Source organism: Amycolatopsis mediterranei (assembly GCF_026017845.1).
Lineage (GTDB): Bacteria > Actinomycetota > Actinomycetes > Mycobacteriales > Pseudonocardiaceae > Amycolatopsis > Amycolatopsis mediterranei.
Window position 1 is genome coordinate 4,507,293 of sequence record NZ_CP100416.1, and the last position, 18,669, is coordinate 4,525,961.

Annotated in this window: 20 protein-coding genes; 5 read left to right on the forward strand and 15 right to left on the reverse strand. The window is 72.6% G+C overall.

All coding sequences use genetic code 11. The annotated features are described in order from the left end of the window. Nucleotides 1–3 precede the first annotated feature (3 nt). Complete coding sequence (locus ISP_RS20855; RefSeq protein WP_013225793.1) at nt 4–537, reverse strand: MauE/DoxX family redox-associated membrane protein; 534 nt, start codon at nt 535–537, stop codon at nt 4–6. A gap of 67 nt (nt 538–604) precedes the next feature. After that, nucleotides 605–742 (reverse strand): hypothetical protein, encoded by a 138-nt coding sequence (locus ISP_RS20860; RefSeq protein WP_155258927.1) that lies wholly within the window; start codon nt 740–742, stop codon nt 605–607. A 184-nt stretch (nt 743–926) separates the two neighbouring features. On the opposite strand from ISP_RS20860, the gene ISP_RS20865 reads away from it, so the two are divergent. Further along, the gene (locus tag ISP_RS20865) at nt 927–1,775 is read left to right on the forward strand and encodes an SCO6745 family protein (RefSeq protein WP_013225794.1); all 849 of its coding nucleotides are present in this window, start codon (nt 927–929) and stop codon (nt 1,773–1,775) included. Nucleotides 1,776–1,820: 45 nt separating this feature from the next. On the opposite strand, the gene ISP_RS20870 is transcribed toward ISP_RS20865, so the two are convergent. The 3 genes from ISP_RS20870 to ISP_RS20880 all read right to left on the reverse strand — a co-directional run bounded on the left by ISP_RS20870 (nt 1,821) and on the right by ISP_RS20880 (nt 4,383). Next, entirely contained in the window at nt 1,821–2,216 is a 396-nt protein-coding gene (locus ISP_RS20870; protein ID WP_013225795.1) for a MerR family transcriptional regulator, read from the reverse strand. 52 nt (nt 2,217–2,268) lie between these two features. Continuing rightward, a complete protein-coding gene (locus ISP_RS20875; protein WP_013225796.1) occupies nt 2,269–3,858 on the reverse strand; it encodes a long-chain-fatty-acid--CoA ligase in 1,590 nt (529 codons plus the stop codon). Between the two features lie 84 nt (nt 3,859–3,942). Then, entirely contained in the window at nt 3,943–4,383 is a 441-nt protein-coding gene (locus ISP_RS20880) for a hypothetical protein (protein ID WP_013225797.1), read from the reverse strand. Between the two features lie 65 nt (nt 4,384–4,448). Here ISP_RS20880 and ISP_RS20885 point away from each other — a divergent pair, with 65 nt between their 5' ends. Next, nucleotides 4,449–5,222, forward strand: coding sequence for a maleylpyruvate isomerase family mycothiol-dependent enzyme (locus ISP_RS20885; protein WP_013225798.1), 774 nt, complete (start codon nt 4,449–4,451; stop codon nt 5,220–5,222). A gap of 506 nt (nt 5,223–5,728) precedes the next feature. Here ISP_RS20885 and ISP_RS20890 read toward each other — a convergent pair. Then, on the reverse strand, nt 5,729–6,397 hold the full coding sequence (locus tag ISP_RS20890) for a TetR/AcrR family transcriptional regulator (protein ID WP_013225799.1): 669 nt from the start codon (nt 6,395–6,397) through the stop codon (nt 5,729–5,731). Between the two features lie 129 nt (nt 6,398–6,526). Between ISP_RS20890 and ISP_RS20895 the strand changes: the two genes are divergently transcribed. Beyond that, nucleotides 6,527–7,435 (forward strand): SDR family NAD(P)-dependent oxidoreductase, encoded by a 909-nt coding sequence (locus ISP_RS20895; RefSeq protein ID WP_013225800.1) that lies wholly within the window; start codon nt 6,527–6,529, stop codon nt 7,433–7,435. Between the two features lie 148 nt (nt 7,436–7,583). Here ISP_RS20895 and ISP_RS20900 read toward each other — a convergent pair whose 3' ends face one another. Genes ISP_RS20900 through ISP_RS20915 form a run of 4 tightly spaced genes read right to left on the reverse strand, consistent with a single transcriptional unit; the run spans nt 7,584 to nt 11,808 of the window. Beyond that, nucleotides 7,584–8,759: a mandelate racemase/muconate lactonizing enzyme family protein gene (locus tag ISP_RS20900; RefSeq protein WP_013225801.1), complete on the reverse strand. Its 1,176-nt coding sequence runs from the start codon at nt 8,757–8,759 to the stop codon at nt 7,584–7,586. Between the two features lies 1 nt (nt 8,760). After that, complete coding sequence (locus tag ISP_RS20905; RefSeq protein ID WP_013225802.1) at nt 8,761–9,588, reverse strand: carbohydrate ABC transporter permease; 828 nt, start codon at nt 9,586–9,588, stop codon at nt 8,761–8,763. Then, nucleotides 9,588–10,535 carry a carbohydrate ABC transporter permease gene (locus ISP_RS20910; RefSeq protein WP_230468871.1) on the reverse strand — a complete coding sequence of 316 codons (948 nt, stop codon included), beginning with the start codon at nt 10,533–10,535 and terminating at the stop codon, nt 9,588–9,590. Before ISP_RS20910 ends, ISP_RS20905 begins: the two co-directional genes overlap by 1 nt. Nucleotides 10,536–10,539: 4 nt before the next feature. Beyond that, nucleotides 10,540–11,808: an ABC transporter substrate-binding protein gene (locus tag ISP_RS20915; RefSeq protein ID WP_013225804.1), complete on the reverse strand. Its 1,269-nt coding sequence runs from the start codon at nt 11,806–11,808 to the stop codon at nt 10,540–10,542. Nucleotides 11,809–11,959: 151 nt separating this feature from the next. On the opposite strand from ISP_RS20915, the gene ISP_RS20920 reads away from it, so the two are divergent. Beyond that, complete coding sequence (locus ISP_RS20920) at nt 11,960–12,718, forward strand: FadR/GntR family transcriptional regulator (RefSeq protein ID WP_013225805.1); 759 nt, start codon at nt 11,960–11,962, stop codon at nt 12,716–12,718. Between the two features lie 26 nt (nt 12,719–12,744). Then, the gene (locus ISP_RS20925) at nt 12,745–13,101 is read left to right on the forward strand and encodes an L-rhamnose mutarotase (RefSeq protein WP_013225806.1); all 357 of its coding nucleotides are present in this window, start codon (nt 12,745–12,747) and stop codon (nt 13,099–13,101) included. Between the two features lie 112 nt (nt 13,102–13,213). Here ISP_RS20925 and ISP_RS20930 read toward each other — a convergent pair whose 3' ends face one another. The 5 genes from ISP_RS20930 to ISP_RS20950 are packed head-to-tail and all read right to left on the reverse strand — an operon-like array spanning nt 13,214 to nt 18,659. Next, a complete protein-coding gene (locus tag ISP_RS20930; protein ID WP_013225807.1) occupies nt 13,214–14,410 on the reverse strand; it encodes a glycosyltransferase in 1,197 nt (398 codons plus the stop codon). Beyond that, complete coding sequence (locus ISP_RS20935; protein WP_014467045.1) at nt 14,407–15,870, reverse strand: serine hydrolase domain-containing protein; 1,464 nt, start codon at nt 15,868–15,870, stop codon at nt 14,407–14,409. Before ISP_RS20935 ends, ISP_RS20930 begins: the two co-directional genes overlap by 4 nt. Nucleotides 15,871–15,872: 2 nt before the next feature. After that, nucleotides 15,873–16,553 carry a glycosyltransferase family protein gene (locus ISP_RS20940; RefSeq protein ID WP_013225809.1) on the reverse strand — a complete coding sequence of 227 codons (681 nt, stop codon included), beginning with the start codon at nt 16,551–16,553 and terminating at the stop codon, nt 15,873–15,875. Further along, nucleotides 16,550–17,758: a cytochrome P450 family protein gene (locus ISP_RS20945; protein WP_013225810.1), complete on the reverse strand. Its 1,209-nt coding sequence runs from the start codon at nt 17,756–17,758 to the stop codon at nt 16,550–16,552. The genes ISP_RS20940 and ISP_RS20945 overlap by 4 nt, the downstream gene beginning before the upstream one ends. A gap of 28 nt (nt 17,759–17,786) precedes the next feature. Further along, a complete protein-coding gene (locus tag ISP_RS20950; RefSeq protein ID WP_013225811.1) occupies nt 17,787–18,659 on the reverse strand; it encodes a TauD/TfdA dioxygenase family protein in 873 nt (290 codons plus the stop codon). Nucleotides 18,660–18,669 lie beyond the last annotated feature (10 nt).

The window sequence follows — 18,669 nt, forward strand, 5'->3', positions numbered from 1 at the left end:
CTTTCAGCGATGGGCGGTGTCCGCCTTGCCGACCAGGCCGGCCAGGCTGTCCCAGTTGATCGCGACGAGTGCGGCGAACGCGCCGACGAGCGCGGCGGCCGCGCCGGTGTCGAGGCCGAGACCGGGCCCCGGCGGGACGACGAGGGCCGCGGCGGCCGACCCGGCGAGGAGTGCGTTGCGGACGAAGTGGGCACGGCCGAGAACCGCCCCGGAGCGGCCGAAGCAGCGGCAGGTGACGCGGCGGCCCAGCCGCATCGAACGGGCGATCGCGGCGCAGAACACGAGCATCACCACCGTCGCCAGCCCGAGCCCGAGCCGGTAGGTGGCGGAGAACCCGACGAGCACGGCGACGGCCAGCTCGGCGACGGCGGTCCCGGCGGCGACCGGCAGCCAGCCCACCGGCGACCGGCCGAGCGGCGTCAGCGAATCCGCGAACTCCACCAGCCGCGCCCGGCCGGCGAGTTTGCCGACGGCCGCGACCGCGAACACCAGTCCGATCAGGACCCGGGCGGCGAGCACGAACTGGGCGCCGATCATCGTGAACCCCCTTCGGAACGCCTTTCCCGCCACGGGAACCGTGGCGGGAAAGGCGTCGGTGCCGCGGTTACTTGCAGTTGCCGTAGCAGTCGTAGTGCAGGGTCTTGCAGACCTGGCCGTGCTCGGGGATGCAGGCGCCGGCCTTGACCTCGCGCAGGAACAGCCCCAGCAGCCGGTCACCCAGGGTGTTGATCATGCGAGCCATGATCACTCCTCTCAGTAGCGGGAATCGACCGGGAGATCGTGGCTCAGCCGTGCTATCCGTTCGCTATCGAGGAAACCGCCGTCCGACGTGGTCCGGATGGCGGTATCCGCAGTCGCCGGATCGGGCGCGGGCCGCGGGCGTCCGGAAGCCCCGCGCCATACCGACTGGGTGGTATGTTGACGGCGTGATCGAAGTGGCGCGCCGGACCTGGCGAATTCTCGAGCCGTACCACGGAATGATCTACTTCGCCCCGGAAGCCGCGGCCGCCTACGCGGAACTCGGTGTCACCGGCCGCGCCGGCTATTTCGCGTCGCGGTCGGCGGCGCTCGGGGCGGTCCCGGCACCGGTCGTGATCGCGACGTTCTACAACTTCAACCCGGCCCTCGTCCGGGAGTCGATCACCGCCGCCTGGGCCACCACCGCCCCGGACGCCGTTCTGGCCGCGCGGCACGACGCAGCCGACCGGGCGCTGCGCGGCATCCTGGGCGACGCGATCAGTTCGCCGGAGATGCGCAGGGCCGCGGCGCTTCTGCGTGAGGCCGCCGAGACGGTCGCCGATGACGTCACCGGCCGCCCGCTCTTCGCCGCCCACGCGGCACTGCCGTGGCCCACCGAACCTCATCTGGTGCTGTGGCACGCCCAGACCCTGCTTCGGGAGTACCGCGGCGACGCCCACATCGCCGCCCTGCTGACGGCCGGGCTGAGCGGCATCGAAGCCCTCGTCACCCACGCGGCTTCGGGTGCGGTCCCCGCCGAAACCCTGCGCACCTCCCGGTCGTGGTCCGAAGAGGACTGGAACCGGGCCGTCGCCGGCCTCCGCGAGCGCGACTGGCTCACCGGCGACACCGAGCCGACGTTCACGGCCGCGGGTGCGGCTCGCCGAGCGGAGATCGAGCAGGCGACCGACGAGAACAGCGTGGCTCCCTACGCCCGGATCGGCGAGCCCGCCTGCGCGGAACTGCAGGAACTGGGCCGCCCGTTCAGCCGCGCGCTCGCCGCAAAACTCATGCGGTGGGCATCCACCCGGCTGTAGCGGCGTGGTTGCCCGGCCTCATGACGCCGGCGCACCTCATCGGGGTCACCTGCTCGGAGGGGCCGAGACCTGATCCGGCGCCGGGAGGGTGGCGCGGTGGGCGCGGTTGGTGGCGATGAGCTGGTCCAGGGAGTCCCGGGTGCGGATCAGCTCGACGATGTGGCCGGTGAGCCGGTCGCGTTCCTGGGCCATCCGCCGCTCGGCCGCGTCGGAGGTCTCCTCGCCGGGGGAGTCGATGCAGGGGAGCAGGTCGGCGATCGTGCGGCTGGACAGGCCGGCGGCGAACATGCGCTGGATGAACCCGACCCGCTCGACCTCGACGGCGGTGTAGTGCCGTTGGCCGCCCGCGCTGCGGGTGCTGGTGAGCAGGCCTTGCTGCTCGTAGTAGCGCACGGACCGGACACTCACGCCGGTCCGGGCCGCCAGTTCGCCGATCCGCACACCCGCCTCCTCGTGTGACCCCGCGCCACGAAGGCTACCTCTGACACGGATGTCAGATTCTAGCGTGGGGGCGGCCCGGGTCCGCCACGACGTCGGCGTAGGCGATGTCCTTGCCCACCCGTTCCCAGAGCACGTCGGCGCAGTGCAACCCCTCGGCGGACAGCTGCCGCTTCAGGACCTTGAACGTCGAGGTGCGGGGCAGTTGCGCGACCGTGCGCACGTACCGGGGGACCTGTTTGGGGCCGAGGTCGGCCTGGCCGACGAGGAAGCGGCCGAAGCCGGCCGGGTCCAGCCCGGTTCCGCCGGTGACGATGGCGGCCATCACCTGGTCGCCGGTCACCGGGTCGGGCACCGCGTAGACGGCGGCGTCGGTGATCGCGGGATGCCGCAGCAGGATGCGTTCGATCGGGGCTGTGCCGAGGTTTTCCCCGTCGACGCGGAGCCAGTCGCCGAGCCGGCCGGCGAAGTAGCAGAAGCCGGCGGCGTCGGCGTAGGCGAGGTCGCCGGTGTGGAACCGGCCGTCGCGCAGGCGCTCGGCGTCGGCTTGCGCGTCGCGGTAGTACCCCGCGAACCAGCCGGCGCCCGCGGTGTTGACCAGTTCGCCGACGGCGTCGGCGGCGTTGACCAGGTGGCCGTCGGCGTCGAACTCGGCCGGGGGACACCGGCGGCCGGTGTCCGGGTGCAGGATCGCCACGTCGTCGGCAGGCCGGCCCAGTGAGCCGGGCGGGGTGTCGTCGGTGCGGGCGAAGCCCACGCCGCCCTCGGTGGAGCCGAACGCGTCGACGACCTTGCAGCCGAAGCGCTTCTCGAACGCGGCCAGGTCCGCGCTCGCTCCTTCGTTCCCGTAGACGAGGCGCAGCGGGTTGTCCGCGTCGTCCGGACGCGGCGGCGTGGCGACCACATAGGACAGTGGCTTGCCGACGTAGTTGGCGTAGGTCGCGCCGAACCTCCGCACGTCGGGCAGGAAGCCGGAGGCGGAAAACCGGCGGCGCAGGGCGATCGTCGCGCCGGCCGCGAGCCCGACGGCCCAGCCGGCCATCACGGCGTTGGAGTGGAACATCGGCATCGTGACGTAGGCCGTGTCGGATGTGGACAGTCCGAAGCGCTGCGCGAGCATCGCGCCGGGGAAGGCGATCTTGCCGTGGGTGCAGCGCACCGCCTTCGGGTCGCCGCTGGTGCCGGAGGTGAAGATCAGCATCAGCAGGTCGTCCGCGGACGCGGGGACGGGTTCGGCCGGGTCGTCCGGCGGCGCCCAGGATTCCAATTCGCGCACGCCGATCCCGCCGAGGTCCAGACCGGCCAGCAGGGGCCGGTACTTCCGCTCGGTGAGCACGAACTGGCAGTCGGCGAGCCGGATGTCCCGCGCGAGGGCCGCACCGCGCCGGGTCGGGTTGAGCCCGACCAGCACCGCTCCGGCGAACGCGCAGGCACCCAGGAGGACGGAGAACGCCGGCACGTTGTCGGCGAGGATGCCGACGTGGGGCGGTTCGTCCCGGCGCAACGCCGCGCGGAGGCCGGCCGCCCAGCGCGCGGAGGCGCGCACGTGCTCGGCCCAGGAACACGTTTCATCCTCGAACCGCAATCCCGGGCGCTCGTCACCGGCGCGGGCCAGCAGCAGTTCGGTCACCGTCGGAACGCTCATCCGCGCACCTCCAGGCGCCGGCGGGCAGAAGTGAAACAGGTTCTACTTCTACCACGGCGACGGCCGCGGGGTCCACCGCGCCGGTCAGCGGCGGCCGGTGGCCAGGATGACGAGGAACTGGCCGCCGCCCGGCTGGACGTCGGCGGTGACCGGCAGCCCCGGAACCAGCCGGGAGAACCGGTCCACCAGCCAGTCCGCCGCTTCCCGGGCGTCCTGCTCGGTCGGGCAGCGGGCCACCATCTCCCGTCCGCCCTTGCGCTCCAACCGCCCGGCGACGGTGATCAGCGGCGCGGGTTCGGCCACGTGCAGGCGGTCCGGCCAGGCGATCACCACCTTGACCGCACCCTTGCGGGTGTTGCAGCCGCGGTGCGCGAGCCGCTCGGCGACCTTGGCCTTCCGGTCGGCGGTCCGGCTGTCGACGCTGGGCCCGCGCGGGTCGTTCACCGACATCCCGGGATCGACCGGTTCGTCGCACACCCAGCACCGCCAGCCGTCGCGCTCGGCCACGTCATCGAGGAGGCTCACCGGGGAAACCTAGCAAGCACGGCGATCCGCGGAACACCTGCGTCCCTCCGGGAGTTGACCGGGGCATGACCCAACTCGTGGACCGCACGATCACCGCTCTCCGTTCCGAGCACGACACGCTCGCCGACCTCGTCCGCGGCTTCACCGACGACCAGCTGACCACGCCCAGCGGCGCCTCGGAGTGGACCGTCGCCCAGGCGCTTTCCCACCTGGGCAGCGGTGCCGAGATCGGCCGCGGACCCATCGCGCGGGCCGCCGGCGAGACGGTGGCCGCCGAAGACAACCAGACGATCTGGGCCCGCTGGGACGGGTCCTCGCCGCGGGCGCAGGCCGAGGGCTTCCTGGAGCACAACGGCCGCTGGCTCGAAACGGTCGAGGCGTTCACGCCCGAGCAGCGTTCGTCGCTCATGGTCGACCTCGGCTTCCTGCCGGAGCCGGTCCCGCTGCTGACCGCGCTGGGCATGCGGCTCAACGAGGTGGCCAACCACTCGTGGGACGTGCGCGTCGCCTTCGACAAGAACGCCGGGGTGGCGGCCGGCTCGGCCGAGGTGCTGGTCGATCTGCTGGCCGGATCCCTCGGGTTCCTGCTGGGCTTCATCGCGAAGCCGGCCGAGCTCGCGAACCCGGTGTCCGTCGCGGTGCCCGGCGCCGGTCTGGTGATCGACGACGCGGTCACCGTGGTGGACCACCTCGAGTCGCCGTCGGCGACCTTCACCGGGCCGGCGGAAGCGTTCATCCGGCTGGTCAGCGGCCGGCTCAAGGCGCCGTACGACAAGGACGTCACCGTCGAAGGCGGCGTCACGCTCGACGAGCTGCGCCGGGTGTTCCCCGGCTTCTGAGTTCACCGGTAGCTCTCGAGGAGGCCGGCCAGTGCGGCGGGGCGGCTGAGCGCGACGCAGTGACCGGCGGTGATCTCGTCCGGGACGATGCCGAGCCGCTCGGCCGCCGGCCGGCGATCGAAGCCCGGCGGGGAAGGGCTTGCTCAACGCTTCGTCCGCGAGGGCTCGCGGGACGTCGGGGTAGCAGCTGACGTGCGGGTCGGCGTGGCCGGTGCGGCCCCGTCGCGGACCGCCTGAGCCCGCGCCGCCTCGCCGCACCCGGTGTTCCGGCCCCAGTTCTCGGGCGGTTCGCCGGGCGCGGGAGGTCGCCCGTGACTTCGCCGAGCGGATGTGGCGGTCAGAGGTGGATCAGCGCGATGGCGGGGTCTTGCGCCGTGAAGTGGCTTCGGCGGCGGGGACGGCGACGGCCGAGCCGACGGCGCGGGCGCCGAGCGCTCCGAGGCAGCGACGCACGAACACGCGGAACTCCGTTGCCGGGCCCGGACCACCGCGAGGGTGGCGGTGGATCAGCCGTTGCGGGCCATGGCGCCGGTGATCAGCAGGGCCAGCCCGTGCTCCAAGGCCGGCGCCAGGTCCAGCCGGAGCGCGGTCAGCGCCGGGTCCGCCTCGTACGCCGCGCGGGCGCTGGCCGACGGGCGGCAGTGGGTCCACAGCCCGCCGGCCAGGATCATGGCCAGCAGGCACACCTGTGCCGCTTCGCCGCCGGCTTCGGGTACGGCCCGGCGGAGCAGCTCGGCCATCGCTTCCAGGCCGCCGAGGGCGGACCGTTTGAACCGCACCACGACGTCGGTGGACACGTTGTGCTCCAGGACACCCGCCTGTGCGCCGATGAGGTCGCACAGCACCGTGCGGCGGGCCAGTGAGCGGGAGACCACCGCCGCGAACGCCTCGGCCCGCTCCCGCGCCGGACGGTCCGGGGCGACGCCCGCGGTCACCTCGTCGGCCACCTCGGCCAGCCAGTCCCGCAGGGCGCGGTCGAGCAGTTCGAGGAGCACGGCTTCGCGGGATTCGAAGTAGCGCAGGACGTTCGACTTGGCCAGGCCGACCCGGCGGCTGAGCTCGTTGAGGCTCACCTCGGACACCGGCATCTCGTCGAGCATCTTCAGCGCCGTGTCGAGGATCGTGCGGCGCCGCTCCTCCCGCTGCTCCGCGCTGCGCGCCCGCTGGAACGTCATGAGACCAGCGTAACGCCCGGACGGGGGGATTGAAGACCGGCAGTCTCTTGACAACAGACCGACGGTTCCTTAGCGTCGGAGTCATAACAGACCGACGGTCCGAAAGGGCCTCGACCCGGGAGGACTGCCATGAGCGACAACTGGACCGAACGCGAGGTCCCCAGCCAGCGCGGCCGCGTGGCCGTGATCACCGGCGCCAACACCGGCCTCGGCTTCGACACGGCGAAGGTGCTGGCCGGGCGCGGCGCGACGGTGGTGCTCGCCGTCCGCGACGTCGAGAAGGGCAAGCAGGCGGCCGCGCGGCTCGGCGCGGACGCCGACGTCACCGTGCAGGAGCTGGACCTGTCGTCGCTGGAGTCGGTCCGGGCCGCCGCGGCCGACCTGCACACCACGCTGCCGAAGATCGACCTGCTGATCAACAACGCCGGTGTCATGTACCCGCCGCGGCAGACCACCCGGGACGGGTTCGAGCTGCAGTTCGGCACGAACCACCTCGGGCACTTCGCCCTGACCGGACTGCTGCTGGACCTGCTGCTGCCGGTCGAGGGCTCCCGCGTGGTGACGGTCGCCAGCCTCGCCCACCGCGTCCGCGCGTCGATCCACTTCGACGACCTGCAGTGGGAGAACTCCTACGACCGCGTCGCGGCCTACGGGCAGGCCAAGCTGGCCAACCTGATGTTCGCCTACGAACTGCAGCGCCGCCTCGCCCCGCACGGCACGACGGCGTCGATCGCCGCGCACCCCGGCGTGGCGCGCACGGAGCTGATGCGCAATTCCCCGGCGATCGCCCGCGCGCTCTTCCCCCTGGTGGCCCCGCTGTTCACCCAGAGCTCGGAGCGCGGCGCTCTCCCGATCCTGCGTGCGGCCACCGACCCCGCCGCCCTCGGCGGCCAGTACTACGGCCCGGGCGCCCCGGGCGGGTACCGCGGGCGCCCGCAGGTGGTCGCCTCCACCCCGCAGTCCTACGACGCGTCGATCCAGCGGCGGCTGTGGGCGGTTTCGGAGGAGCTGACCGCGGTCAAGTTCCCCGTCGGCTGAGCCGCGCGTGATTCCGGAGCCGACACGCGTGATCCGGGAGCCGACACGCGTGATCCGAGGGTCGACACGGCGGCCGACCCCGTGTCGACCTGCCAATCACGCGTGTCGACCCTTCAAACACGCGTGTCGACCTTCCGATCACGGGGCCTCAGGCCTCCACGGTCGCGCGGTCGCCGTTGCCGGACGCCGGGAACAGGTAATGACCGGCGCGATCAGGGCGGATGTGCGTACCGGCGGACGACGGGTCCGGGAGCCGGTGGCCGGCGGCCGCGATGGCGGCTTCGTCGAGGCCGACGCCCAGGCCCGGGCAGTCGCCGAGGATGAACGCGCCGTCGCCGATTTCGTGAGCCAGGGTCACCCCGACCGGGGGCCGCAGGTCCTGCAGTTCGGTGACGAGGTGGTTGGGCACCGCGGTCGCGGCGTGCGTCAGCCCGACCGGGGTCGTCCCGATCGGGCTCACCGGCAGGTCGTAGGCGTGGGCGAGGGCGGCGACCCGCAGGAAGTGGGTGATGCCCCAGCCCGCGGCCGTCTGGACGATGTCGACCGCGCCGGCCGCGATCAGCGGCCGGTGCTGTTCCAGCCCGGTGAGGTTCTCCCCGGTGGCGACCGAGGCGCGGACACCGCGGCCGACGGCCGCGTGACCGTCCACGTCCCAGCGCCGCACGGGTTCCTCGACCCAGGTCAGGTCGAGGGTCCGTTCGAGCTCGCCGACGTGCCGGACGGCCTGCTTGCGCGTCCAGTTCTCGTTGACGTCCAGCATCAGGCCCGGGCGGGCGCCGTCGCCTGCCTCGAGGAGGACGTCGCGGACGAGGGCGAGGCGGCGCCGGTCGCGGTCGATGTCCAGACCGCCCTTGAGCTTCGCCGCGCGCAGCCCGTGGCCGGCGTAGGTGCGGTACAGCTCGGCCAGCTCGTCGTCGTCCAGGGCGATGTCGAGACCCGAGGCGTAGGCGGGCACGCGGCGGTCCCGCCCGCCGAGCAGCCGCCAGAGCGGTTCGCCCGCCAGCTGCGCCTTGATGTCCCACAACGCCGTGTCGAAGGCGCCGATGGTGCCGAACACCGCGCCGGCGTGCCCGGCCTTGAACATCCGCCGCAGCATCCGGTCGTAGAGCGCGGTCACGCCACGCGGGTCTTCGCCCTCGAGCGCGGCGAAGACGGTCTCCGCCAGCACGTGCGAACCGAGCCCCACGCCGGTGACGCCTTCGTCGGTCTCGACGACGACGATCGGCATCCGGACGACACCGTCGGCGTGGACGCCGTTGGCGTCACCGATCGGGCGGCCCCACTCCTGGACGGTCGTGAGGGCCCGGAAACCAGTGATGCGCATTTCATCCCTTCGTGGACCCGGCGGTGACCCCGTCGGCGATCTGGCGTTGCAGGAACAGGTAGACGAGCAGCACCGGCACCGCGGCGATCAGCACCCCCGAGGCGAACGTGGGGATGTCGGCGGAGTACTGCCCGCGCAGCGCGGTCACCCCGACCATCAGGGTCCGGTGCTCCACCGACGGCATCAGCAGCAGCGAGATCAGGACGTCGTTCCAGCAGAACAGCGCGTTGAGCACCCCGACCGACAGCAGCGCCGGGGCGCCCAGCGGGAGCATGATCCGCCAGTAGACGCCGTAGACGGTCGACCCGTCGACACGGGCGGCGTCGACGATCTCCGACGGCACGGCCGAGTAGAAGCTGGTCATCAGGAAGACCGTGAACGGCAGGAACTGCGCCACGTAGGCGAGGATCAGCCCCGGGTAGGTGTCGATGAGGCCGGTGTCGCCCATGATCCGCGCGAGCGGGACCATGATCACCTGGAACGGCACGAACAGCGCGGCGAGGATGCCCAGGTAGACCGCGGACGACCCGCGGAAGCGCAGGCGGCCGAGCGCGAAACCCGCCATCGACCCGAGCAGCAGCAGCACCGCGACCGAGCACACCACGACGACGACCGAGTTGAGGAAGTACCGGGACATCCCCACGCTCGTCCACGCCCGGGCGATGTTGTCCCAGCGGAGTGCGCCGGCGGGCGCGAACCGGTCGAGGGTGTATTCGCGGCGGTCCTTCATCGCGACGTTCGCGGTGAACACCAAGGGGTAGATCGTCGCCAGCGCGAGAGCGGCCATGGGGATGGCGGCGAGCCACTTCGTGAGCCGGGAACCCCGCATCAGTCCTCCTTTCCGGAGCGCCGCAGGATGCCGATCTGGGCCAGCCCGACCACGAGCATGATCAGGAACAGCACGGTGGACCCCGCGGAGGCCAGCGCCGGCTGGTTCAGGTGCCCCTGCTGGAACCAGACGTAGTACTCGGGCAGGTAGGTCGACCCGGCCGGGCCGCCGTTGGTCATCACGTACAGCAGGCCGAACATCGAGGTCAGCATCCCGATCATGGTGGTGACGAAGACGAACTGGATGGTGCGGGACAGGCCGGGGACGATCACGTGCCGGATGGTCTGCAGCAGCGACGCACCGTCCACTTTGGCCGCGTCCAGCAGCGAGGAGTCCAAAGTGGAGAAACCGGCGAGGAAGACGACCAGCGCCATGCCGAACGTCGCCCAGACGTGCACCCCGACGACGGCGAAGATCGCCACGCTCGGATTCCCGAGCCAGTCCACCGGCCCGAGGCCCGCCAGGCCCAGCACGGCGTTGACCGGCCCGTCGAAGGCCAGCAGCAGGTTGAAGATCGCCCCGACGATCACCGGGGACAGCACGGCCGGGAAGAAGTAGACGCCGCGGTAGACCCGGTGGCCCGGCACCTTCAGGTGGATGAAGGTGGCGAGCAGGCCGGGGATGGCGACGGCGACCGGGAGCAGCAGCACGAGCAGCCCGACGTTGCGCACCGCGGTGCGGAACAGCGGATCGCCGAACAGCGTCGCGTAGTTGTCGAAGCCGACGGCCGTGCCGTTGCGGGCGCCGTCCCCGGTGAAGGAGAAGTTGACGCCGAGCAGCAGCGGCCACAGCCGCAGCAGGAGGACGATCAGCACGGCCGGGGCGACGAGGACGAGCGGCGCGAAGCGCTCGAGCCGCGTTCCGCGGGGGGCGCGCCGGGCCGGCGCGGGTCCCCCGGTGGGCCGGGCCGGAGCCCGGTCCACCGGAGCGGGAGAGTACCCGGTCACGTCGTCAGCCCTTGTCCGACGCGGCCAGCTGCTGCAGCACCTCGTCGACGCCGATCGACCCGCTCAGCAGCTGCTGCGAGAGCCGGCCCATCAGGTCCAGCGTCTTCGAGGAGAGGGCGACGTGCAGGGCGGGCTTGCCGGTCTTGACCTCCGAGACGATCGTCGCCACGGCCGGGCCGCCCGCCGAGACGTCGATCGACGTGTCCGCGGCGATCGCGCCGCTGTCGGCGTAGAAGGACTTCAACGCGTCGGTCGAGCTCAGCGACCGGACCAGGTCCGCGGCCAGCTTGGGATCCTTCGTGCTCTTCGCGACCGCGTAGCCGATGCCGCCGTCGTAGGGGAGGGCCGGGGTGGCGGCCGGGTTGACCACCGGCGTGGTCATCACGCCGACCTTGTCCGCGCCCAGGAACTCGGCGAAGTCCTTCCAGTGCCCGACGTCGGACATCAGACCGATGACGTTCGCGGCCTTGCCGGACTGGAAGAGCGCGAACGCGTCGTTGAACATCGCGGTGGAGTTCGGGCCGTCGGAGTTCAGCCCGGCGTCGTTGACCTGCTTCCAGAGCTCGAAGACCCGCTTGACGTCCGGCGAGGTCCAGTTGCGCTTGCCCGCGATCCAGTCGGTGGACTCCTGCGGCGTCAGGGTCGCCGAACCCACCGCCGAGAGGAAGAACTGGATCCCGGCGCCTTCCTTGTTGCCCAGCGCCAGGCACTTCGCGCCGGTCTTCGCGGCGATGGTGCCGCAGTCGCGGACGAAGTCGTCCCAGGTCCGGGGCGGCGCATCCGGGTTCAGCCCGGCCTTTTCGTAGAGCGACTTGTCGTAGTAGAAGGGGTGTCCCTGCAGGGTGACCGGTTCGGCGTAGACCTTCCCGTCCTTGGTGAAGGCGTCCCAGCCGCTGAGGCGCGAGCGGTCGTCGGCGACGTAGGAGTCCAGCGGCGCGAGGTCGCCGACCCGGTCGCGGATCTGGCCGCCGCCGTTGAAGAGCATGACGTCCGGGCCTCTCTTGGCCTGGATCGCCGCGCCCAGCAGGGTGTAGTACTGGTCGTAGGGCTGGGCCACGAACTCGACGGTGACACCGGGGTGCTGCTTGGCGAACTCGGCCTTGGCCTTCGCCACGTAACTCGCGGCCTTGGCGTCGCCGGACTTCCAGTCCCAGACCACGAGCTTGCCGCTCGCGTCGCCGGTGGGGGCGGCCGGGCCGGCGGCGCTTCCACAGCCCGCGGTCAACGCCAACGCCGCGACGAGGGCGGCCGAGAATAGTGTGCGCTGCTTCATCGCTGCTCACTTCTCCAGACGGTGGCCGGACGGGGAGTGGCCCGGCGCAGTGCGCAAAAACGTAACTCGTATGACGTATGACGTCAACGCCTGCGCTGTGTAAGCTTCACGTGCGTTCGGCGGAGGTCGGCGCAGTGCGACCGGAGGAACGATGACGGCATCAGACCGGCAACCCGCTGCCCCCGACTGGGTGCGCCGTCCCGCGAACCTGGCGAGCGCGGTCACCGCCGAACTCGTGGGACGCGTGGTGCGCGGGGTCCACCCGTCCGGGTCGTCGCTGCCGGCCGAACCGGTGCTGTGCGAGAGCTTCTCGGTGAGCCGGACCGTGGTCCGCGAGGCGGTGAAGCTGCTGCAGGCGAAAGGCCTGGTCCAGGTCCGCCAGGGCGCGGGCACGGTGGTGAACCCGGCGTCGATGTGGAACATGCTCGACGAGCTCGTCCTGGCCGCGGTGATCGCCGAGGACGAGACCTCGGCCGTCCTGGACGACCTGGTGGTGACGCGCCGGCTGCTCGAAGCGGATATGGCGCTGGTCGCCGCCCGGACCGCCGGCCCGGAGGTCGTCGCCCGGCTGGGGGAGCTGGTGGACCTGATGGACGAACTCGTCGACGATCCCGTCGCCTACCGCGAACAGGACCTCGCGTTCCACGACACGATCATGCAGGTCTCGGGCAACCGTCTCGCCCGGGGCGTGGTGCGCGCGCTGGAGAGCCAGGTCGTCAACACCGCCCGCTACGTGGGCCCGAGCGAGCGCGCCCTGTGCGTCGCCTCGAACCAGGGGCACCGCCGCGTCTACGAACGGATCGCCGCCGGCGACGGGGACGGCGCCGCGAAGGCGATGTTCGACCACATCACCGAAGCGTGGCTCGCCCGCCGTCCCGAATCCGGCGATCCCGGCCGCTTGGAGCGGTGATCGCCATCCCGTCCGAAAGGAGTTCCATGGTCCAGCGCTACGGCATGCTGATCCGCCTGCGCCCGGAGCGGCGCGAGGAGTACCTGCGGCTGCACGCCGCGGTGTGGCCCGCGGTCGAACGGACGCTGCGGGAAGCCAACATCCGCAACTTCTCCATCTTCCTGCACGACGACCTGCTCTTCGGGTACTACGAGTACGTCGGCGAAGACCACGACGCCGATCAGGCGCGCATCGCCGCGGACCCCGAAACGCAGCGCTGGTGGAAGCTGACCGATCCCTGCCAGGAATCGCTTTCCCCGCGCGAAGGGGGCGCCTGGTGGACGCCCATGGAGGAGGTCTGGCACCTCGCCCCGGAGTCCCTTGTGGACGAAGAAGCGCCCTGATCGCTCAAGCGTTTCTGCCAGTCCGAGCAGTGCCAGTTGGCCGAGGTGCAGTGAATGACTCATTCCTGGCGTCGGAGGTCAGGAATGAGTCATTCATGACGCCGTTGCCCGCCTACCGAAGCTCGTCGAGCAGCAGGCGCGCGGCCGTCGTCGCCCCGTCGGTGCGGATCCCGGCGCCCAGCGCCGCCGCGCGCGCCCGGGTTTCCGGTGCCAACGCCGTGTCGACTGCCGCGGTCAGGGTCTCGAACGTCGCCGTCGGGCCGTCGAGGGCCGCGCCGACCCCGGTCGCGGCCACCCGGCCGGCCCAGTACGGGTTGTCCGCCACGCGGAGGGGGACCGCCACCTGCGGGACGCCGGCCCGGGCGGCCGTCTGCGTCGTGCCTGCGCCGCCGTGGTGGACCACCGCGGCCAGCCTGCCGAACAGGCGCTGGTGGTTGACGTCGCCGATGGCGAAGCAGTCGTCGACGGCCAGGTCGGCCCAGCCGCGGGAGACGAGCACCCGGTGCCCCCGGGCGCGGCTCGCCTCGACCGACCAGCGGGCGATGTCCGGTGCCGGGCCGATGCTGCCGAAGCCGACGTGGACCGGCGGCGGGCCGTCGTCCAGGAACGCGGTCAGCTCGGCCGGCAGCGGACGTTCGTCCACCCGGGTCCACGCCCCGGTTTGGACCACTTCGAGGCCGGCGGTTTCCGGCCACGGCCCCAGCACCGGGTCCGCCGCCAGCCACGGCCGCTCGGAGTAGACGTGGTCGCGCACGTTGTCCACCGGCTGCAGACCGAGGGCGGCCCGGTGCGCGTTGAGCGGTTCGCGGAACTGCGCGTTCACCCGCTGGGCGTCCAGCTCCCACAGCGCCGCGTTGTCCGCGCCCTCCGGCTCGGGCCAGCCGGGCCGCGGGGGCGGCGCGTGGTGCGGCGACGGCAGGTTGACCGCGGCATAGGTCGCGTAGACGTAGCGGATGCCCGCGGCTTCGGCCACGGACCGCGCGGCGACCTGCGCCAGGCCGGCCGCCACCAGCGCGTCGCAGCCGCCGGCCGCCGCGGGGAGGACGTCGAACTGCGTTTCGAGCAGCTCGGCGCGGTACCGGGTCAGTTCCGCCGCCGTCGGGGGAGCGGTCGGGCGCATCAACGCCCGCACCGGTGGCCCGACCGGCACCGACTCGATCCCGAGACCGGCCAGCCGGTCGGCGAACTCCTCGTCCGGCGGGGTGCACATCCGCACGTCCGCGCCGAGCGCCCGGAGCTCGACCGCGAGGGCCACCAGCGGATCGACGTCGCCACGCGTCCCGTAGGTGGACAGCAGTACCCGCGTCACCGCGATGCCCCGGCGTAGAAGCCGACCGGCATCGTGACGTCGGCGCCCGACGCCCCGCACTCCAGCATCCACAGCGCCGCGGCCGGGCCCAGCTCCCGGCCCAGCACCCCGAGCGCGGCCGGGTCCGGCGCGACCGCGCGCGCCTGTTCCACGCCACGCCCGAACGCGGCCGGGTCCCAGCCGTCCGCGTCGCCGTCGCCGAGGGAGCGCGCGCCGGCGGTCAGCGTCGCGACCGGCAGCGGACCGGGCACACCGAGCAGGCCGTGGGTGCGTTCGCCCATCAGGACGCCCATCCAGTGCGAGCTTTCCGTCGTGGGCCGGGGACCGGTCCACCGGGGCCGCCCGTCCATGTCGGAGAGCTTCGCCGGTGCGCCGGACACCGCCCAGCGGCCCGCCCACTCCACGGCCAGCCCGGGTGCGCTGCGGGTCGCCGGGTTGTGGAACCGGGCCATGTCCCACCGGTTGCCCACCGCGACCGCGGCCAGATCGCGGTGCGGCCAGACCCGCGCCTCCCACCAGAAGCCCCACGGGAACGCCGCGGTGTGCCCCCACCACCAGTCCTCGCCCAGTGCCGGATCGGCGAGTTCGAGGGTCAGGCCGGAAAACGAGCGGACGCCGTGCGGGCTCGGGCGCTCCACCCGCGGGGCCACCATGGCCGCGAGCGAGTCCGGCCGGACCAGCCCGCGCTCGCCCCGGGTGGTGCGCAGCAGGGATTGCAGCAGCCGCGCGAAGTCCGCGGCGCTGGTGTGCATCCCGACCCCGGGGTAGGCCGCCGTCCGCAGGGGCGGGCTCGGCAGGGACCAGTCGCCGAAGGCGGCGTAACCGGTGGTGCCACCGGAGTTCCCCGTGCCGTCGTCGATGCTCGTGTTCCGCATCCCGGCCGCGGCGAACACGTCCCGCTCGACGCGGGTCCGGTACGGCTCGCCGGCCAGGTGCTCGACCACGCCGCCGAGCACCCCGACCCCGAAGCTGGAGTACGAATAGGACCCCGGCGCCGTGACCAGCGGCAGCACCCCGCCGTACTCGACGGCGCGGCCGGTCTCGTGCCGGCGCCGGACGTAGTCGAGGATCGGCTCCGCCGGCGCCGTGGGCGCGACTGCGGTGACGATGTCGCTGTAGTAGCCGCCCTGGTGGGCCGCCAGCATGGCGGTGGTGGCGGGCGCCGGGCCGGGACCGCGCAGTCCCGCGGGCAGCACCTGGTCGACCGGCGTGTCCAGCCCGGCCATGCCCGCCTCGACGAGCTGCAGGAAGGCCAGGCCGGTGACGGGTTTGGTGAGCGAGCCCGCCGGCGCGACCGTCTCGGCGGTCATCGGCGTGCGGGCGGCCAGGTCGGCGAACCCGGTCGCGGCCGTCCGCAGGTCGTCGCTCGTCGCGACCGCGACGGCGACCCCGGGCGTGCCGGTGACCGCGGCCAGCCGCGGCAGGACGGTGTCCAGCGCCGCCACCACGTCGTCGAGCATGCTCACCCCTCGGTGGTGTTGTAGTTGACGATCCGCGCCACCATCTGGGCGCGGGCCCCGGCCAGCGGGCTGTCCGCGTCCCGCCGCGCCACGTCCGGGAGCCGGTGGGCCTGGCCCTCGGTGACCGCCACGATGCCCCAGAGCGCGTTGAAGCCCGCCGGGTCGGCCGGCTTTTCCGCGGCGGCTTCGACGATCACGACGCCGTCCCCGCCGGCCACCGTCAGCGCGCCCATCTGCCGCAGCACGCCGGGATCCCGCTCCTCGGCGGCCACCACGCTCCAGCCGGTCACGTCCGCCTGCCGCAGTGCGGAGAGCAGGCTGTCCACGCCGCTGACGACGATGTCGGGCAGCACGAGCGCCACCGGTCCCCGCGTCAGCGGCAGGGCGCACCGGATCGCGCCGTCGAGCCCCGGCTCGGCCACGTCGTCCTGGTAGACGAAGACCAGCTGGAAGGTCCCGGCGTAGCGCGCCAGGTACTTCACCGTGTCCAGCTTGTGCGGGCCGAACACGACGACCACGCGCACGCTGAGCCCGCTCTTCGCCAGTTCCACCACGGCTTCCAGGCTGCGGTCCAGCACGGTGATGCCGGGCGCGAGGCAGTGCAGCTCTTTCGCGTACGGCGCGCCGAACCGCGTCCCGAACCCGGCGCACGGCAGGATGACCGAAACATCGGGGGCGTTCACCGCAGCCGCACCGCCAAGGCGACCCGGTGGCGGGCGCGCGGCAGCGGCACCCACGCCGGGTCACCCACCGGCTCGGACTCCGGGAAGCGCTCGAACAAGCTCCGCAGCGCGACTTCCGCCTCCAGCTTCGCCAGCGCGACGCCGAGGCAGAAGTGCGGCCCCCAGCCGAATCCGACGCTGCCTTCCCGGCCGCCGTGCGCGGCCTGCCGGCGCACGTCCGCGGCGTGCGGGTGCGCGAACTGCGCCGGATCGCGGTTGGCGGCGCCGAGGACCGCCTGCACCGCGTCCCCCGCCTTGATCCGCACGCCACCGACCTCCAGGTCCGTTGCGGCGTAACGCAAGCGGGCCAGCTGGACCGGCCCGTCCGTGCGGACCAGCTCGCGGATCGCCGCCGGCCACAGCTCCGGCTCCTCGCGCAGCAGCTTCCGCTGCGCGGGGTCGCGCATCAGCGCCAGCGCCGCGTTGGCCAGCATGTGCGCCATCGTTTCGTGCCCGGCGAGCACCAGGAACACGACCAGGGCCACGGCGTCGACGTCGGTCAGGTCGTCCTGGGCCACGACCTCGCTGAGCAGGTCGGCCCGCGGTTCGGCGCGGCGGCGGTCCACCAGAGCGTGGCAGTAGGCGAACATCTCGCCCAGCGTCGGCGTGATCCGCGCCGGGTCGCCGTCGACCAGGACCTTGCCCCAGCGGTACCAGTCCGCCCAGTCCGCTTCGGGCACCCCGACCATCTCGCACACCACCGCCATGGCCAGCGGGTAGGCGTACTCGGCGAGCAGGTCCGCCTCCTCGCCGAGGCCATCGAGCAACGCGTCGACGATCTGCTGCACCCGCGGGCGCAGCGCGGCGACCCGCGACGCGCCGAACGCGTGGCTGATGCTGCGGCGCAGCCGCGTGTGCTCGGCGCCGTCGAGGCTCAGCAGGCTCGCCCGCAGGTAGGGCAGGTGCTCCCGCGGGGTGCCGAGCGCGAGGAACGTCTCCTCCTGCGTCTGCGCGCCCTGGCCCGGCAGGCCCGCCGGGTCGTTGCGCACGGCCGGATCCGCCAGCACGGCGCGGACCTCGGCGCTGCCGGTCACCAGCCAGCCCTCCGCGCCGTTCGGCAGCCGGGCCCGGCAGACCGGTGACGCGGCGAGGATGCGGTCGTAGCCGCGCATCGGGTCGTCGAGGACGGCCGGATCGCGGACGTCCACCACGGGTTCGGACGACATGGGTCAGAGCTCCTCGAGGAAGACGGGGTCAGCCTTTGAGCGGGCCGCCGTTGATCGCGACGCGGTGGCCGAAGCGGGTGTGCGGGTAGTAGTCGTAGGTGGCGTGGTGCTGGACGCACCGGTTGTCCCAGAACACCAGCGTGTTCGGCTCCCACCGCACGCGGCACGCGAGCATCGGCCGGTTCGGCACGACCGAGAACAGCAGGTCGAGCACCGCCTGGCTCTCGTCGGCCGACAGCTGCGGGATGCGCGAGGTGTAGGCCGGGTTGACGAACAGCAGGGGCCGGTCGGTCTCGGGGTGCCGCACCACCACCGGGTGCTCGCTCACCGGCGGCTCGTAGCCTTCGGGGATCTTGTGGCCGCGGAAGGCGTGGGCGCCGTCGTGGATCGCGGTCAGCCCGGCCAGCAGCTCCTTCAGCTTCGGCGACAGCATGTCGTAGGCGAGGTGCATGTTCGCGAAGAGCGTGTCGCCGCCGCTGCCCGGTTCCGGCATCCGCGTGATGTGCAGCATCGAGCCCAGTGACGGCTCCTCGTCGGCGGTGCCGTCGGCGTGCCAGCCGTTGCCGAAGACGTTGGCCGACTCCGGTGCGGTCGCGACCTCGAGGATGTACGGGTCGCCGTGCTCGGGCGGCGGGTTCACCGGGCGCAGCTCGCCGAAGCTCGTGGCCAGGCGCTTGTGGTCCTCGACCGAGATGTCCTGGTCGCGGAACACCAGCACGTGGTGGTCCAGGAAGGCCGTCTTCAGCTCGGTGAGCTGCTCGTCGGTGAGCTCGCGGGTCAGGTCGAGGCCGGTGACCTCGGCGCCGAGCACCGGGGTCAGGCCCCGCACCGCCAGGGTCCGGTAGCCGCGCGCCGGCCGCGTCGTGATCCGCTTGACGGCGTCGAGTTCGTACTGCTCCATGGTTTCCTTT